This window comes from Streptomyces sp. CNT372 (assembly GCF_000377145.1).
Genome location: NZ_KB897783.1, coordinates 284,259 through 301,362 on the forward strand (window position 1 = coordinate 284,259; position 17,104 = coordinate 301,362).

Below are 17,104 nucleotides of genomic sequence, written 5' to 3' on the forward strand. Positions count from 1 at the left end.
ACGGGTAGCACAAAACCCACCGAACCCGTCATTTCGGCCTCAGTTGTCCACAGGCAAGTGACACGACACCGTGCCGCCAACAAGAATGACCGGTGTGGCGCCCTCCGGAACTGTCCGGGGACGGTGTCCGTGTTTCGTGGTGGGCCGTGCCGGCTGACGTGCACAGGCCCCGGACGGGCCGAGGAGGGCCGGGTGACGACCTATGACGATCGAGCGAGCCTCACTGATCTGACCACGACCGCGGAGCGTGTCCGCGGTTCGGTGGAGAGTGTGATCGAGGGCAAGCCTGAGGTCGTACGGCTTTCGCTGACCGTGCTGCTCGCCGAGGGACATCTTCTGATCGAGGATGTCCCCGGCGTCGGCAAGACCATGCTGGCCAAGGCGCTGGCGCGTTCCGTCGACTGCTCGGTGCGGCGCATCCAGTTCACGCCGGACCTGCTGCCGTCGGACATCACCGGTGTCTCGGTCTTCGACCAGCAGCAGCGCGAGTTCGAGTTCAAACCCGGCGCGATCTTCGCCCAGATCGTGATCGGCGACGAGATCAACCGGGCCTCCCCCAAGACCCAGTCCGCGCTGCTGGAGTCCATGGAGGAGCGCCAGGTCACCATCGACGGGCACAGCTACGAGCTGCCCGACCCCTTCATGGTGGTGGCCACCCAGAACCCGGTCGAGATGGAGGGCACCTACCCGCTGCCCGAGGCCCAGCGGGACCGCTTCATGGCCCGGGTCTCCATCGGGTACCCGAGCGCGGGCGCCGAGCTCCGGATGCTCGACGTCCACGGCGGGGTGAACCCGCTGGACGACCTCCAGCCGGTGGCACACGCCCACGACGTCGTCAAACTGATCGAGGCCGTGCGCGAGGTCCACGTCGCCGAGTCCGTCCGCAAGTACGCGGTGGACCTGGTCTCCGCGACCCGCACGCACCCCGACCTCAGACTGGGCGCCTCCCCCCGCGCCACCCTGCACCTGGTGCGCGCCGCCAAGGCGTCCGCCGCCCTCAGCGGCCGCGAGTACGCCCTCCCCGACGACGTGCAGGCCCTGGCCGTGCCCGTCCTCGCCCACCGGCTGCTGCCCACCGCGCAGGCCCAGCTCGGCCGGCGCACCGCGGAGCAGGTCGTCCTCGACATCGTGCAGCGCACCCCCGTGCCCACCACCGGCAGCCCGGACGGCGCGTACGCACCCGGCGGCCGGCCGCAGGACCCGCTGTACGGCCGGCAGCCCGGCGCGCGGCGGCTGTGATGTCCGCCGCCCGGCCCGCCCCGGACGCGGGCCCGGAGGGCACGGACCGCGGCGGTGTGCGCGCCGCCCTCGCCGGTCTCACCACCCGGGGCCGCTCCTTCCTGGCGGCCGGGGTGGCCGCCGGGGCCTGCGCGTACGCCCTCGGCCAGACCGACCTGCTGCGGGTCGGGCTGCTCCTCGCCGTCCTGCCGCTGCTCTGCGTCGGCGTGCTGTACCGCACCCGCTACCGGGTCGCGGCCAGCCGGCGGCTGCACCCCGGGCGGGTGCCCGCGGGCTCCGAGGCCCGGGTCCATCTGCGGATCGACAACGTCTCCCGGATGCCCACCGGCCTGCTGATGCTCCAGGACCACGTCCCCTACGTGCTGGGCCCCCGGCCGCGCTTCGTGCTGGACCGGGTGGAGGCCGGCGGGCGGCGCGAGGTGTCCTACCGGGTCCGCTCCGACCTGCGCGGACGCTATCCCCTCGGCCCGCTCCAGCTCCGGCTGAGCGACCCCTTCGGCATGTGCGAGCTGAGCCGCTCCTTCAGCGCCTTCGACCTGCTCACGGTCGTGCCGCGCACCGAGCCCCTGCCCGCCCTGGGGCTGGCGGGCGAGGCGTCCGGGTACGGGGAGGGCCGCCGGCGCACCCTGGCGCTCGCCGGGGACGACGACATCATTCCGCGCGCCTACCGCCACGGCGACGATCTGCGCCGGGTCCACTGGCGTTCGACCGCCAAGTACGGCGAGCTGATGGTGCGCCGCGAGGAGCAGCCCCAGCGCGCCCGCTGCACGGTCCTGCTCGACACCCGCCGGATCGCCTACGAGGGCGGCGGCCCGGACTCGGCCTTCGAGTGGGCGGTCTCCGGCGCGGCCTCCGCGCTGGTGCACCTGCTGGAGCACGGCTACGCGACCCGGCTGTTGACGGACACCGGCACCTCGGTCCCCGGTGAGGGGGCGGACGGCTACGCGGGCTCCGGCCACTCGGGCCAGGAGTCCGCGGACTCCGCCGGACTGATGCTGGACACCCTGGCCGTCGTCGACCACTCGGACGGGGCGGGCATGTCCCGCGCCTCCGAGGCGCTGCGCGGCGGCAACGAGGGCCTGCTGATCGCGTTCCTGGGCGACCTGGACGCGGAGCAGGCCCGGCTGGCCGCCGGGATGCGCCGCCGGGCCGGTTCCGCGGTCGCCTTCGTGCTGGACAGCGGCACCTGGGTCACCGGCGGGGACGTGCCCGGTCCGCTGGAGGAACGGCTGCGCGGGCTGCGGGAGGCGGGCTGGACGGCGCTGCCCGTCCGGCCGGGCGACTCCCTCGCCGACCTGTGGCGGCAGGCGGGCCAGGAACAGAGCCGGTCGGCCGCGTCCGGCGAGACACACGGGTACTCGGGGGGTTGGTCATGAGCGGTCGCACCAGGCTCGCCCTGTGCTCCTACGCGGCCACGCTGCTGACGGCGGGGGCACTGCTGCCCCTGGTGGACGAGGCGGGCTGGCTGCTCCAGGTGGCCGTCCTGCTCGGTCTGCAGAACGGGGCGGGGGCGCTGGCCCGGCGGGTGCCGCTGGCCCGGCCGCTGACCCTGGCACTCCAGCTACTGGTCTCCCTGCTGACGCTCACCGTCCTGTTCGTGCGCGAGTCCGCGGTCGCCTGGCTGATCCCGGGCCCGGAGGCGATCGCCCACTTCGGGCAGTTGTTCGCCGCCGGGTACGACGACGTCAGCCGGTACGCCATCCCGGCGCCCGCGACGGACGGCATCCGGCTGATGCTGATCGGCGGGGTGCTGGCCATCGGCCTCGCGGTGGACGCCCTCGCGGTCACCTACCGGGCGGCGGCCCCCGCGGGCCTGCCGCTGCTGGCGCTCTACACGGTCGCGGCCGGGCTCTCCGACGGCGGCGCGGCCTGGCTGTGGTTCCTGCTCGCCGCGGCGGGCTATCTGCTGCTCCTGCTGGCCGAGGGCCGGGACCGGCTCTCCCGCTGGGGCCGGGTCTTCGGCGGCGCCCCACCCGCGGCGCGGCGCGGCGGGGCCCTCGACGGCGGCGGGGCGGCGCACGCCCCGGTCCGCACCGGGCGCCGGATCGGGGTGGTGGCCCTGGGTGTGGCCCTCGCCGTCCCCGCGGCCCTGCCCGCCCTGGACGGCGGGCTGCTGGACGGCACGGGCAGCGGTCCGGGCCGCGGCTCCGGGGGCGGCGGCACGATCTCGGCGGTCAGCCCGCTGGTCTCCCTCCAGGAGAACCTGAACCAGCCGCAGAACCGCGAGGTGCTGCGCTACCGCACCAACGCCCCCGACCCGCGCAGCCTGTATCTGCGGATCGTGGCGCTGGACCGGTTCGACGGCACGGCCTGGCGCTCCTCGCAGCGCAAGGTGGAGGACGTCCCGGAGCGGCTGCCGGAGCCGAGCGGGCTGAGCCCCGCGGTGGACGTCACCGAGGTGCGGACCAACCTGTCCGCGGCGGGCACCTACAAGCAGACCTGGCTCCCGATGCCGTACCCGGCGACCAAGGTGGGCATCGAGGGGCGCTGGCGGTTCGAGCCGGAGGGGCGGACCCTGGTCGGCGACCGGCAGACCACGGCCGGCGTCCAGTACTCGGTGAGCAGCCTGGTCGTGCAGCCGACCCGGGAGCAGCTGGCCGACGCGCCCGCCCCCAACTCGGAACTCAAGCGCGAGTACACGCAGGTGCCGGGCTCGCTGCCCGCCGAGGTGGCGGCGACGGCGCAGCGGATCACCAAGGGCGCGGCGAACGACTTCGCACGCGCGTCGAAGCTCCAGCAGTGGTTCGCGGAGGACGGCGGCTTCACCTACAGCACCCGGGTTCGTTCCGGCACGGGCGTGGCCGCGATCGGGCGCTTCCTGGAGGAGAAGCGGGGCTTCTGCGTCCACTTCTCCTTCTCGATGGCCGCGATGGCCCGGACGCTGGGCATCCCGGCGCGGGTCGCGGTGGGCTTCACCCCGGGCACCCCGCAGTCGGACGGCACGGTCTCGGTCGGCCTGCGGGACGCGCACGCCTGGCCCGAGCTGTACTTCGAGGGGGTCGGCTGGACCCGCTTCGAGCCCACCCCGAGCCGGGGCACCGTCCCGGAGTACGCACGGGAGGAGACGCCGTCGGCCGACCCGAGCGCGCCCGCGCAGCCGGAGACGGGTGAGTCGTCGGAGCCGTCCTCGGCCCCGGCCGCGCCGGACGCCTGCCCGGAGCACGAGCGCCGGCTCGGCGAGTGCGGGGCGGCTCAGCCGCAGGAGGTGGCCCAGGGCGCGGAGGGCGGCACCCCGTGGACCTCGGTGCTGTTCACGGCACTCGCCGCGGTCGGGGTGGTGGCGCTGCTGCTGCTTCCGCTGCTGTGGCGGGCCCTGACCCGCAGGCGGCGGCTGCGGGCCGGTTCAGGCGGCGCGGCCGGGCCTGCGTCCGGGCCGGCGGGCGCCGTCGTCACCGACGGTCCGGCGGGTGCCGTGACCGTGCCGGCCGAGGACCCGGCCGGCACCCTCGCGGTCTGGCAGGAGATCACGGACACCGCATGGGACCTGGGCATCGTGCCGGACGAGTCCCAGACCCCGCGCAAGGCGGCGGCCCGGATCGTCCGGCTCGGCAAGCTCACGGACGAGCCGGCGGCGGCGATGCACCGCACGGCCCGCGCGGTGGAGGAGGTCCTGTACGCGCCCGCCCCACGGCCCGCCACGGGCCTCGCGGAGGACGCCCGCCGCATCCGCTCCGGCCTCCGCGACGCGGCGGACACCCGCACCCGCCTGCGGGCCCTGCTCCTCCCCCGGTCGTCCGTCCGAGTGGTCTGGGCCCTCTCCGACCGCTGGGCGACCTGGAACACCCGCGTCTCGACCCGCGTCCGCAAGCCCCTGGACCGGGCCGCGGCCCTCCTGCCCCGCCTCTCCCGCGGCCGGGGCTGACCACGGGCCGCGGCCCCCGGTGCGGGGGCACGGCCCGTGGGCCGTGCCGGGGAGCGGTGCCGGGGGGCGCCCGACGGTGGGCGGCGCCGGGGGCGTCGGACGGTGGGCCGTGTCCGGGGCGCTCGGCCGTGGGCCGCGTTCGCGGCGCCCGGTGGTGGGCCGTGCCGGGGGCGCCCGGCCGTGGGCGGCGGCTGCGGCCTGGCTTCGCCGGGCAGGGCCCGTCCGCCCGGCTGCGGCTCCGCCCGGTGCCGACGGGCACACCGCGGTAATCGGCGCGCCCATGCCCGGCTGCGGCCTGGCTTTCGCCGTGCGCTCCGCCGGGGCGACGGCGGCCTGCGGGCGGTCTGTGGCCTGTGAGGGGCTTCCGGTACGTGGCCAGAGAGGGGGCTTCCGGTTCCCTGGGCCCGGCGGCCGCGCGTCTGCCCGGAGCGGACCGAGCGGACCGAGGGGGCCGGGGAGGCCGGGCCCCGGGGACGCCCGGTGCGGGTCCGGCCCGTGCCGGGGTGGCGAGCGGGCCGCCCGACCCCGCACAGCGCGGCCAAGGGCCCGGCGTGCGAGGGCCGACACGGTTCCCGCCACTCTGCCCCGTACGCGCCGGAGGGGCGACGCGTGCGCGTCGCCCCTCCGGGTCGGGTTCGGGCGTGAGCGACCGCCGTCGGGCGGCGGCCACCGGTCGCCTACTGGCCCTGCTGCTCGTCGCGGCGGCGGTGCCACCGCTGCTCGATGCGGTCCATCACGGACCGGCGCTGATGATGCTGTCGTCGGGTGGCATGACCACCGGGTTCCTGCTGCTGCTCACCCGGTTTGGGGGCCTTGCGCCAGCCGGTGACCGCCAGCACCGCGCAGCCGAGCATCACGAGGAAGCCCACCACGCTGATCCAGATCTGCTGCGCGACCATTCCGGCCATGAGGAGCGCGATACCCACAAGGAAGCCAGCGACTGCCTGGTAGACCCGTCGCCGGGTGTACGTACGCAGCCCGCTTCCCTCGAGCGCTGTAGCGAACTTGGGATCTTCGGCGTACAGCGCTCGCTCCATCTGCTCGAGCATGCGCTGCTCGTGCTCCGAGAGCGGCACGGAGTCCTCCTCGTCGTCGGTCGCGGGGGCGACCGGTATGCGGCCCTTTCAGGATAGGCAGGGATTCGCCCCCGTGAAACCCGCCCACTTCGCCTCACACCAGTCCGGGCCGCCATGCCCGATCGAAGTTACTGAGGCGTTGATTCCCCAACCTCCGATCCGTCATGCCGGACGTCGTCCCCCGATCATACGGGGCGCGGGCCGGTAACGGAGGGCCTGTGGCCTACTCCATGTGCGGCTGCGCCCCTGATCAACCCCGCTTCTCGCCCAGGACGTGCAGCTGCCCGGCGACGGAGTGGAACGCGGCGAGCTCGGCCGCCGCCGCCTCCAGCTTCAGCAGGGCCTCCAGGGCACCGGGCTCGGCGTCCACCAGGGCGCCGGGCACCAGATCCGCGAAGAGGCGCACGCCGTGCACGGCGGAGACCTCGGCGCCCGCCCCGGCGACCAGCCCGGTGAGCTGGTCGGCGGTGAACCGGCGCGGGACCGGGTCGCCGGCACCCCAGCGCCCGTCGGGGTCGCCGAGGGCCTGGCGGGCCTCCGTGAAGTGCCCGGCGAGGGCGCGGGCGAGGACCGCGCCGCCGAGCCCGGCGGCGAGGAGGCTGAGGGCGCCGCCCGGGCGCAGCGCGTCCACCGCGTTGCGCAGGCCCTCGGCCGGGTCGTCGACGTACTCCAGGACCCCGTGGCACAGGACGGCGTCGAAGCCGCCCCGGTCCACGACGTCGAACAGGCCGTGCACATCGCCCTGGACGCCGCGCACCCGCTCCGCCACCCCCGCCTCGGCGGCCCGGCGCTCCAGCGCGAAGAGCGCGTTGGGGCTGGGGTCGACGACGGTGACGCGGTGGCCGAGCCGGGCGAGCGGCACGGCGAAGTTGCCCGTGCCGCCGCCGGTGTCGAGGACGTCCAGCGCCTCGGTCCCGGCGGCCTTGGCCCGGCGGTCGATCGCGTCCTGGAGGACGTCCCAGACCACGGCGGTGCGGAGGGACGCGCGGGAGGGTCGCGGTGGGGTCTCCCCACCGGAGGCAGGAGAACGGTCCGACACGGCAGGTGGCTCCTCGGGCGATGTGCTGGCGGTGTGCTGGCGGTGTGCCGCCCACCCTATTGCCTCCCTCCGGCCGGACCCGGCGCGGACCGGTCCGCACGCGGCCGGGGCAGGGCGGGCTCCAGGACGAGGAGCCGTTCGACGATGCGCAGGAACATGCCCGCGTCCCGGATCAGGTCGTCCGCGTCCCGGGGGCGGGCGGCGCCCGCTATGCCGGCCTCGGCGCGGGCGCGGCGCTCGGCGCCCGAGGCGAAGAGCAGGCTCCACTCGGTGAGTTCGGGGGCGATCTCGGGCAGCACCTCCCAGGCGCTGCGGATGCGCTGCCGGCGCCGGGCGCCGGTCTCCGGCCGGCCGCGGGCGGCCAGGACGGCGGCCGCGGTGCGCAGGGCGGCCAGATGGGCCGTGGCGTAACGCTCGTTGGGGGTGGGAAGGGCTTCCGCCTCGTCGAGCCCGGCGCGGGCCTGGGCGAGCAGGTCGAGGGCGGCGGGCGGCGCCGAGGCGCGGCGCAGCACGGGGTGCACGTCGTGCGCGGGGCCGGTCGATGAGGGGGCAGGGCCGGTGGCGCGGCGCCGCGAAGCAGCGGCGGTGGAGCGGCTGGCCATGACGAGCCTCCTGTCGTCGTGTGACGGCGCTGTGGCCGTATGCATCCATCGTGAAGGCCCCCACTGACAATCACCCTGAACAGGAGTTTTCCCCCAACTGCCGCGCGCAGACCGCCTCGTTTTGCTTCGCCGGCCGCATCGGGGGTAGTTTCTGAACTGACCAGTCAGTTCAAAGAATGGGCAGCGGTGGGGAAGCAGGGGGTGGGTGCGATGGGCAGCCCGCACGGGGCGGCCGTGGAGGCGAGGGGCCTGGGCCTGAAGGGGCCGCGCGGCTGGGTGTTCCGCTCGGTCACGTTCACGGCGGAGCCCGGTTCACTGGTGGCGATCGAGGGGCCCTCGGGCACCGGGCGGACCTGTCTGCTGCTCGCGCTCAGCGGCCGGATGCGCGCCACGGAGGGGCGCGCATCCGTGGCCGGGCGGGAGCTGCCGCGCGCGATGGGCGCCGTGCGCCGGATCAGCGCACTGGGCCCGGTGCCGGGCGTCAGCGACCTCGACCCGGCGCTGACCGTCGCCGAGCACCTGCGTGAACGGGCTCTGCTCCAGCGGCGGTTCGGAGGTTCCCTGCGGGAGCTGCTGCGCCCCCGCCGGGAGCGGGCGGCCGCCGCCCGGGAGCGGCTGGACACCGCCCTGGCGGCCGCGGGCCTGGACACCGGCGCCCTCCCCAAGGGCGAGCGGACCGCCGTACGCGACCTGGAGCGGCTGGAGGCTCTGCGGCTCTCCGTCGCCCTCGCCCTGATCGGCCGCCCCGCACTGCTCGCGGTCGACGACACGGACCTCAAGCTCTCCGGCGCGGACCGGGACCGGGCATGGGAACTGCTGCGCTCCGTGGCCGCGTCCGGCACGACCGTCCTGGCCGTGTGCAGCGAGTCCCCCGGGGACGCGCTCACGGTCCGCACGACGGACGACCGCCCGGCACCCGCCCCCGCACCGGAGGAGGAACCGGAGACCGAGGCTGCCGGGGACGACCCGGCGAAGGTCCGCGAGTCCTTTGAGGACCGCGGCCCCGAGTCCCCCGGGGACTCGACGACCACCACCACCACGACCGAGGAGGGGGCGGCGGATGCGCTCGCCGAAGCTGGCCGCGCTTGAGCTGAAGCGTTTCGGCAGGGGAAGGCTGCCGCGCGCCGCGCTCGTCGCGGTCCTGCTGCTCCCGCTGCTCTACGGCGCGCTCTACCTCTGGTCGTTCTGGGACCCGTACGGCCGGCTCGACCGGATACCCGTCGCGCTCGTCAACGAGGACAAGGGCGCCACCGCCGACGGGCGGAGGATCACCGCGGGCGACGAGATCACCCGGAAGCTGCGCGACAGCCGGACCTTCGACTGGCACGAGGTCGACGACGAGACCGCGCGCAAGGGCGTCGAGGACGGCACGTACTACCTCTCCCTGACGATGCCCGAGGACTTCAGCCGGCGGATCGCCTCCAGTTCCGGGGACTCCCCCGAGACCGGCGCGCTGCGCGTGCGCACCAACGACGCCAACAACTACATCGTCGGGCAGATCTCCCGCACGGTCTTCTCCGAGGTGCGCACCGCCGCGTCCACCGACGCCTCGCGCACCTTCCTGGACCGGATCTTCATCTCCTTCTCCGACATCCACGACGCCACCGAGAAGGCCGCCAAGGGCGCCGACGACCTCAAGTCCGGTGTCGGGAAGGCCAAGAAGGGCTCCGAGGACCTCGCGGACGGTCTCGGTGAGGCACGCGACGGCAGCAAGGAGCTGTCCGGCGGCATCGGCAGGCTCCAGTCCGGCGCGGCCGAGCTGAAGACCGGCTCCCGCAAGGTGGCGGACGGCACCGGGCAGCTCGCGGGCAGGGTCAACGGCGTCGCCGACAAGGTGCGTCCGTATCTGCGCGAGTACAAGGAGCCGATCGGCGAGACCGCCCGGATGGTGGCCGACTCCTCCCGTGAGTTCCGCCGCGACCTGGACGACCTGGTGAAGCGCGCCCCGGGCGCGGCCGCCGAGGCGCACGCCTCCGCCGACGAGTTGACCGAGCTGTACCGCACCGCCTGCGAGGAGAACGTCCTCCCCGACCCGTCCGCCTGCCCCGCCCTCAAGCGCGCCAAGGACACGGCGGCCGACGTGGCCCGTGTCGCGGACGACGCCGGCACCCTGGCCAAGGACTCCAACGGCCGGCTGAAGACCATGACCGCCGACCTGAAGAAGCTGGAGAAGCAGGCCGACGCACTGGCGAAGCGGGCGCCCCGGCTCGACGAGGACCTGGAGTACGCCGTCGGCAAGATCAACGAGTTGAACTCCGGCGCGCAGAGGGTCGCCAAGGGCGCCGCGCAGATCCACTCGGGCCTGACCACCGCCAAGTCCGGCGCCACCGACCTGGACAGCGGCATCGGCCGGCTGAAGAAGGGCGCCGGCGATCTGGACGGCGGGCTCTACCGGCTCTCGGGCGGCTCCCAGGAGCTGGCCGACGGGCTGAACGACGGCGTCGAGAAGATCCCGGACTACGACAAGGACGCCCGCGAGCAGCGCACCGGGGTCATGGCCGACCCCGTCCAGCTCGCCGCGCAATCCCTGCACAAGGCGCCCAACTACGGCACCGGTTTCGCCCCGTACTTCATCCCGCTGTCCCTCTGGGTCGGCTCGATGGTGGCGTACATGATCGTCCAGCCGCTCAACCGGAGGGCACTGGCCGCCGGCGCCTCGGCCTGGCGGATCGCGCTCGCCGGCTGGCTGCCGGTCGCCTCGATCGGGCTGCTCCAGGTCGCCGCGCTGATGTCCGTCCTGCACTTCGGGCTCGGCCTGGAGGCGGCCCGCACCGTGGGCACGGTCGCCTTCCTCGCCCTGGTGACCTGCTGCTTCGCCGCGATCATCCAGTGGCTCAACGCCCGCTTCGGGGCCGCCGGCCGGATCCTGGTGCTCGCGGTGCTGATGCTCCAGCTCACCTCGGCGGGCGGCACCTATCCGGTGCAGACCTCCCCCGGGTTCTTCAACGCCATCCACCCCTTCCTGCCCATGACCTATGTGGTCGACGCGCTGCGCCGGCTGATCACGGGCGGCGGACTCGGCCCCGTGTGGCAGGCGGCGGCGGTCCTGACCGCCTTCACCCTCGGCGCGCTGGCGCTCACCGCGCTCTCCGCCCGGAGCAAGCAGGTCTGGACCCTGGACCGGCTCCACCCGGAGCTGACGCTGTGAAGGCCCGCCCCGCGAAGGCGGGCCCGGCGAAGACCGGCGGACCTGTGAGAATCACCGGCATGGACAGCAGCAGCACAAGACGGCAGGCGACGCGTGCCAAGCTCTACGAGGCGGCGGTGACCCTCATCGCCGAACAGGGCTTCTCCGCCACCACGGTGGACGAGATCGCGGAGCGGGCCGGGGTGGCCAAGGGCACGGTCTACTACAACTTCAAGAGCAAGACCGAGCTCTTCGAGGAGTTGCTCCGGCACGGCGTCGGGCTGCTGACGGCCTCCCTGCGCGCCGCCGCCGAGGAGACCGCGGAGCGCGGCGGCACCCGGATCGAGTCGCTGGACGCGATGATCCGCGCCGGTCTGGTGTTCATCGACCGCTACCCGGCCTTCACCCAGCTCTACGTCGCCGAGCTGTGGCGCACCAACCGGGCCTGGCAGTCCACCCTGCTCGTCGTCCGGCAGGAGGCGGTCGCGGTGGTGGAGACGGTGCTGCGCGAGGGCGTCGAGGCGGGCGAGCTGAGTGAGGAGATCGACATCCCGCTCACCGCGGCGGCCCTCGTGGGGATGGTCCTGGTGGCCGCCCTGGACTGGCAGGCGTTCCAGCGGGAACGGTCCCTGGACGATGTGCACGGCGCGCTGTCCCTGCTGCTGCACGGCCGGGTCAGCGGGCGCCGGGACTGACCCGGCTCGGCAACGCCGGGGACGGACCCGGGACGCCGGCGCGCCGGGACCCACCCGGGGTCGCGGACGCCGGGACCGGCCCCGGGGTCCGTCGGCGGCACCGCTCCCGGGGCCCGTCGGCGGGATACGACGCGGGGCCGGACCGGCTGCTGCCGGTCCGGCCCCGCGGTGCACCCCCGTGCACCCGCGCCGAAGAGTCCGTCCCCCGTCTCCCCCGTGGTCGTGGACTCCCCGGCCGTGCTCCCCGTCACGGCCGGGCGCCGCGCCGTTCCGACGCCCCGTGTCGCCGGTGCGGCGCCGCGCCCCTGCCGTGGTGACCACTCTTCCGTCCGGACCGGCGCCGGCCCATCCGCGCGCCTACTCATCTCCCCGGCTGAGTACGGATACTCAGCCCTGGGCCGGACACCCGGTCCGCGCCGGGAGCGGGCTGGCTACGATCGCGTCCGTGTCCGTACTCCCTCTCGTCTTCACCAGCGGCTGGGCCAGCGGGATCAACGCCTACGCGGTGGTCCTCCTGCTCGGCGTCTTCGGCGCCACGGGCGTCAGCGACGACGTCCCCCCAGCCCTCCAGCGCACCGACGTCCTGATCGTCGCGGGCGTGCTGTTCCTCTGCGAGGCGGTGGCGGACAAGATTCCGTACGTCGACTCCCTGTGGGACTCCGCGCACACGGTGATCCGCCCGCTCTCGGGCGCCGTGGTCGCCGCGCTGCTCGCGGGCCAGAGCGGCTCGCTGCCCGAGGTCGCGGCGGGCGCGGTCGGCGGCTCGACCGCGCTGGTCAGCCATCTCGTCAAGGCCGGCACCAGAATGGCCGTCAACACCTCACCGGAGCCGTTCAGCAACGTCCTGGTGAGCATCGCCGAGGACCTGGGCGTCGCCGGGATCGTCACCTTCGCCGTCTTCAACCCGGAGGCGGCGGCGGTCGTCGCGGCGGTGCTGCTGGTCCTGGGCATCGCGACGGTCCTCCTCCTCGTCTCCCGGATCCGCCGCTTCCTGCGCCGACGGGCCCAGCGGCGGGACGAGAAACGCCTGGCCGCGGCGGGTGCGGCGGACGGGCCGCCGTTCTGAGGGCGGGCGCCGCTCGATAAGGTCGGCGCATGGCACGGATTGCGGTGATCGGCGCCGGGACGGGCGCCATGGCGGCGGCCGCCCGGCTGGCCACGGCGGGCCACCGGGTGACGGTGTACGAACGCCGGGAGACCTACGGCGGTGCGCTGGGCCGCTTCGCACGGGACGGCTTCGCCTTCGACACCGGCCCCGCCCTGCTGCACCTCCCGGCGGTCTGGCGGGACCTGTTCCTCAAGACCGGAAGGGAGCCGCTGGAGAAGGCCGTGAGCCTCTCCCAGGTGGACCCGACCGCCCGGCACCTCTTCGCCGACGGCACCTCCGTGCTGCTGCCCGACGCCTCGCGCGGCGGCACGGTCGCGGCGCTGGACGCGGCCCTCGGCGGCGGCGCGGGCGAACGCTGGGGCGAGTTCCTGGGCCGGGCGCGGGTGGCATGGGAACGCAGCCGCCGCCCGCTGCTGGAGGAGCCGCTGCCCGCCGACGTCTCCGCCCTCGCCGCCCGGGACCCCTATCCCGCCCTGAAGCAGGGCCTGTTGCGCCGCCGGACGCGTACCCTCGCCGACATCGGCGCCCGCGAACTGCGCGATCCCCGCCTCGCCGCCCTCCTCGGCTCGTACGCCGTCTCCTACGGCCTGGATGCGCGGACCGCGCCCGCCGCGGCGGCCGTCCTGCCGTACATGGAGCAGACCTTCGGCACGTGGTACCCGGCCGGGGGGCTGCGGGCGCTCGCGGACGCGGTCCACGAACGCTGCCTGGCCCGCCGCGTGGAGTTCGTCTTCGGCGCGGAGGTCGAAGAGGTCACCGTCGCGGACGGGCGCGCCTCGGGCCTCGTGCTCGCGGGCGGCGAGCGGATCGCGGCCGACACCGTGGTCTCCGGCGCCCCTCTGCCCGCCCTCCACGGCGACCAGGTGGTGCCCTGGGAGCGCCAGGACGAGTGGCCCCGGTGGCAGTCGGCGGTGCACACCGGCCGGGTGCGGGTGCTCCTCGCGCTGCGCGGGGCCCGCCCGGCGGACGCCGTCCACCGCACGGTGGTGCACACGCCGGACCCGGACGCCGAGTGGTCCGCCGTCGCCGCCGGCCGGGCCCCCGAGCGGCCCACGGTCACCGTGCTGCGCCCGGACGACCCGCTGCTGCGCCCCGACGACGCACACGAGACGGTGACCCTGACCGCCACCGTCCCCGCCCGCCTCGCGGACGGCACCCCCTGGGCTCAGGCCGCGGAAGCCCTCGCGGACCGGATGACGGCGGCGGCCGGGACGGCCGTCCCCGGACTGCGCGGCCGGACCCTGTGGCGCGAGGTCCTCACCCCTGACGACACCCGCGCCGCGACCGGCACCCCGGTCGTGCCTCCGCCCGCCCTCCCGGGCGTCGCGGGCGCCCTGCTCCCGGCCTCCAACTCCGCCCCGCTGCCGGGTCTCTTCCTCGCGGGCGGCTGGTCCCACCCCGGCGGCGGCCTCGCCCACACGGGCATGTCCGGCGCCCTGGTCGCGGGCCTGGTCGTGGAGGGCGCGGACTTCCGCGGCTCACAGTGAGCCGCCCGGGCCGGCGCCCGTCCCGGTAGCGGTGCGCAGGCATCCGTCCCGGTAGCGGTGCGCGCCGGCGCCCGTCTCAGTAACGGTACTGCTGCTGCCCGTCGTAGCCGGTGTCGTAGCCGTACGACGAGGGCTGGGCCGGGGGTTCGGCGGGTGGCTCGTCGCTCTCGCGCTGCTGCGGGACCCACACTCCGCCGGCGGGGGTGTCGCCGTACTGCTGGGCGTAGGGGTCGGCGTAGGCGGCGGTCGAGTAGCCGGATCCGTCGGTGCCGTAGGCGTCGTACTGCTGGGCGCCGTAGGGGTCCTGGTAGCCGGTGTACTGGTACGAGGCGTCGGCGGTGTCGTAGGCGGGGTAGGCGGCCGTGTGGTCCGGCTGGGGGGCGGCCGGGTCGGCGTAGGCGTCGTACGCGCCGTAGCCCGTGTCGTACCGCGGCGTCCCGGAGTCGTCGTGGGCCGCGGTCCGGTTGCGGGAGGCCGCATAGGCGTCGTCGGAGTAGACGCCGTACTGGCCGGTGTCCTCCGGCAGCGGCTCCGGCTCGTAGACCTCGGGAGCGGGGCGGTCCTGCTCGTCGGCGGGCTCGTAGGAGAGGTCGGAGACCTCCAGGGTCGGCTCCCGCTCCGGCTCGGCGGCCGAGCGGCGGCGACGGCTCGCGCCCGGCTTGCCGCCGAGCGCCCAGCCGGTGGAGAAGCCCCGGCGGAAGGAGAGCGTCACATAGGTCTGGCCGACCGCGAAGGCCGTCGCGCCCACCGCGATCACCGGCACGGACGGCATCAGCACGCCGAGGACCACGCCCAGGAAGCCGACGAAGGCGAGCAGCCGCCAGCGCAGCCGCGCCTTGTACTGCAGCAGCACCTCACCGAGCAGCCACAGCGCGACGACGCCGAACGCGATGTAGAGGACCGTCCAGCCCATGCCCGCCCCTCTCCAGCGGCCGCCGCCCCTGCTCGGGGCGGGATACGGCCGGTCAGGACTGTTCGTGCAGTCCGAGATTCCCGTGGATCTCGAGTGTCGCGGTGGAGTTGTTGAGCGTGATGAAGTGCAGTCCGGGGACACCCTCGGCAAGCAGCCTCGCGCAGAACTCCGTCGCGAACTCGATGCCAATGGAGCGTACAGCGGCCGGATCGTCCTTGACCGAGAGGATCCTGTCTTTCAGCTCGGCGGGGATCTCGGCGTTGCTCAGCTCGGGGAACCGCTCCAGCTGCCGCACACTGGTCAGCGGCATGATCTCGGGGATGATCGGGGTCTCGCAGCCCGCCGCCGCGACCCGGTCGCGCAGGCGCAGATAGCTTTCGGGGCGGAAGAACATCTGCGTGATCGCGTAGTCCGCGCCCGCGCGGCACTTGTCCGTGAAGTACCGGATATCGCTGTCCCAGTCGGGTGAACGGGGGTGCATCTCGGGGAACGCGGCGACGCCGACACAGAAGTCCCCGGCCTCCTTGATGAGGGAGACCAGCTCGGCCGCGTAGGTCACGCCCTCGGGGTGCTTCTCCCAGTCGGCCATCGGGTCGCCGGGCGGGTCGCCGCGCAGGGCCAGGATGTTCCTGATCCCGGCGTCCGCATACTGGCCGATCATGTTCCGCAGTTCGGCCACCGAGTGGCCGACGGCGGTGAGGTGCGCGACGGGCGTGAGGGTCGAGTCGGCGGCGATCTTCTGGGTGGCCTTCACCGTGCCGCCGCGGGTGGAGCCCCCGGCGCCGTAGGTGACGGACACGAAGTCGGGGGCGACCGCCTCGACCCTCCGCAGGGCGTTCCACAGGCTGCGCTCGCCCTTGTCACTCCTGGGCGAGTAGAACTCGAAGGAGTACGTGGTCTCGCCGGTGGCGAGCATGTCGCGCACGGTGCGGGCGCGATCGGTCCGGGTGGAAGCAGTGCCGAGGGCCATACCGGCAGGTTAGCCAGGCGAACGGGGACACCCAACCGGATCAGGGCTTTTTGTCATGATTGGCCGGTCTCTTGTCCACCAGTCGGACAGCCGTGAGACGAGCGCGCCGCCATCCGGACGGCAGCGGGGCTCCGCCGGGACCCGGCCGCCGGGTGCAGGCGGAGCGGGTTTCAGGGCCCGGGTGCAGGCGGAGCGGGGTGCGGCCCCGGGTGCAGGCGGAGCGGGGTGCGGCCCGGGTCAGCCCAGCCGGGCCCGGATCCGCCCGGCCAGCTCGGCGGTGGCCGCCCCCGGGTCGTCCGCCTCGGTGATCGCCCGGACCACGACGACCCGGCGCGCGCCCGCGTCCAGCACCTCGTCCAGGTTGGCCGCGTCGATCCCGCCGATGGCGAACCAGGGCCGGTCCGTGCCGAGGGCGGCGGCGTTGCGGACGAGGCCGAGGCCGGGGGCGTGCCGGCCGGGCTTGGTCGGGGTGGGCCAGCAGGGCCCGGTGCAGAAGTAGTCGACGCCCGGCTGGACGGCCGCCGCCTCCACCTCGGCCTCGGCGTGCGTGGACCGCCCGATCAGGACCCCGTCGCCGAGGATCGCCCGCGCGGCCGGGACGGGGAGGTCGCCCTGCCCCAGGTGCAGCACGTCGGAGGCGGCGGCGTGGGCCACGTCCGCGCGGTCGTTGACCGCGAGGAGTCTGCCGTGGCGGCGGCAGGCGTCGGCGAACACCGCCAGGTGCTCCAGTTCCTCACCGGCTTCCATGCCCTTGTCGCGCAGCTGCACGATGTCGACTCCCGCGGCGAGCACGGTGTCGAGGAAGTCGGCCAGGTCGCCCTGGCGCCGGCGCGCGTCGGTGCAGAGATAGAGCCGCGCGTCGCCGAGCCGCTCGCGGGCGGACGGGCGCGCGGAGGCGGCGGCGGACGGGGACTCGGAGCCGGCGGTGGACATGGACATGGGTGGTTCCCCCCGGGGGTGTACGTGGTACGCCCGCCGGCCCGGAG

Annotated in this window: 14 protein-coding genes; 8 read left to right on the forward strand and 6 right to left on the reverse strand. The window is 74.9% G+C overall.

Annotated elements, in window-relative coordinates; translation table 11 throughout:
- The first annotated feature begins 192 nt into the window (after positions 1 to 192).
- From C593_RS0118340 to C593_RS0118350, 3 genes are read left to right on the forward strand one after another with little or no spacing between them, the layout of a single operon-like run.
- Complete coding sequence (locus tag C593_RS0118340) at positions 193 to 1,239, forward strand: AAA family ATPase (protein ID WP_018848764.1); 1,047 nt, start codon at positions 193 to 195, stop codon at positions 1,237 to 1,239.
- The gene (locus C593_RS0118345; RefSeq protein WP_018848765.1) at positions 1,239 to 2,615 is read left to right on the forward strand and encodes a DUF58 domain-containing protein; all 1,377 of its coding nucleotides are present in this window, start codon (positions 1,239 to 1,241) and stop codon (positions 2,613 to 2,615) included. Before C593_RS0118340 ends, C593_RS0118345 begins: the two co-directional genes overlap by 1 nt.
- Complete coding sequence (locus C593_RS0118350) at positions 2,612 to 5,101, forward strand: transglutaminase TgpA family protein (protein WP_018848766.1); 2,490 nt, start codon at positions 2,612 to 2,614, stop codon at positions 5,099 to 5,101. The genes C593_RS0118345 and C593_RS0118350 overlap by 4 nt, the downstream gene beginning before the upstream one ends.
- 677 nt (positions 5,102 to 5,778) lie before the next feature.
- Here the strand turns inward: C593_RS0118350 and C593_RS0118355 are convergent.
- The 3 genes from C593_RS0118355 to C593_RS0118365 form a co-directional block, all read right to left on the reverse strand.
- On the reverse strand, positions 5,779 to 6,177 hold the full coding sequence (locus C593_RS0118355) for a DUF3040 domain-containing protein (protein ID WP_018848767.1): 399 nt from the start codon (positions 6,175 to 6,177) through the stop codon (positions 5,779 to 5,781).
- Positions 6,178 to 6,427: 250 nt separating this feature from the next.
- Entirely contained in the window at positions 6,428 to 7,216 is a 789-nt protein-coding gene (locus C593_RS0118360) for a methyltransferase (protein ID WP_078521644.1), read from the reverse strand.
- 56 nt (positions 7,217 to 7,272) lie between these two features.
- Entirely contained in the window at positions 7,273 to 7,818 is a 546-nt protein-coding gene (locus C593_RS0118365; RefSeq protein WP_018848769.1) for an SAV_6107 family HEPN domain-containing protein, read from the reverse strand.
- A 210-nt stretch (positions 7,819 to 8,028) separates the two neighbouring features.
- On the opposite strand from C593_RS0118365, the gene C593_RS0118370 reads away from it, so the two are divergent.
- The 5 genes from C593_RS0118370 (at position 8,029) to C593_RS0118390 (ending at position 14,235) form a co-directional block, all read left to right on the forward strand.
- Complete coding sequence (locus tag C593_RS0118370) at positions 8,029 to 8,907, forward strand: ATP-binding cassette domain-containing protein (RefSeq protein ID WP_018848770.1); 879 nt, start codon at positions 8,029 to 8,031, stop codon at positions 8,905 to 8,907.
- On the forward strand, positions 8,879 to 10,966 hold the full coding sequence (locus C593_RS0118375; RefSeq protein WP_018848771.1) for a YhgE/Pip domain-containing protein: 2,088 nt from the start codon (positions 8,879 to 8,881) through the stop codon (positions 10,964 to 10,966). Before C593_RS0118370 ends, C593_RS0118375 begins: the two co-directional genes overlap by 29 nt.
- Positions 10,967 to 11,025: 59 nt before the next feature.
- Complete coding sequence (locus tag C593_RS0118380) at positions 11,026 to 11,640, forward strand: TetR/AcrR family transcriptional regulator (RefSeq protein WP_026277815.1); 615 nt, start codon at positions 11,026 to 11,028, stop codon at positions 11,638 to 11,640.
- 445 nt (positions 11,641 to 12,085) lie between these two features.
- On the forward strand, positions 12,086 to 12,706 hold the full coding sequence (locus C593_RS0118385; protein ID WP_018848773.1) for a DUF4126 domain-containing protein: 621 nt from the start codon (positions 12,086 to 12,088) through the stop codon (positions 12,704 to 12,706).
- A gap of 29 nt (positions 12,707 to 12,735) precedes the next feature.
- Positions 12,736 to 14,235 carry a phytoene desaturase family protein gene (locus tag C593_RS0118390; RefSeq protein ID WP_199790056.1) on the forward strand — a complete coding sequence of 500 codons (1,500 nt, stop codon included), beginning with the start codon at positions 12,736 to 12,738 and terminating at the stop codon, positions 14,233 to 14,235.
- Positions 14,236 to 14,311: 76 nt separating this feature from the next.
- Here the strand turns inward: C593_RS0118390 and C593_RS0118395 are convergent, their stop codons facing one another.
- The 3 genes from C593_RS0118395 to thiE form a co-directional block, all read right to left on the reverse strand.
- Positions 14,312 to 15,148: a hypothetical protein gene (locus C593_RS0118395; protein ID WP_018848775.1), complete on the reverse strand. Its 837-nt coding sequence runs from the start codon at positions 15,146 to 15,148 to the stop codon at positions 14,312 to 14,314.
- 52 nt (positions 15,149 to 15,200) lie between these two features.
- Positions 15,201 to 16,118: a methylenetetrahydrofolate reductase [NAD(P)H] gene (gene metF, locus C593_RS0118400; protein WP_018848776.1), complete on the reverse strand. Its 918-nt coding sequence runs from the start codon at positions 16,116 to 16,118 to the stop codon at positions 15,201 to 15,203.
- A 237-nt stretch (positions 16,119 to 16,355) separates the two neighbouring features.
- Positions 16,356 to 17,051 (reverse strand): thiamine phosphate synthase, encoded by a 696-nt coding sequence (thiE, locus tag C593_RS0118405; protein ID WP_026277816.1) that lies wholly within the window; start codon positions 17,049 to 17,051, stop codon positions 16,356 to 16,358.
- Positions 17,052 to 17,104: the final 53 nt, after the last annotated feature.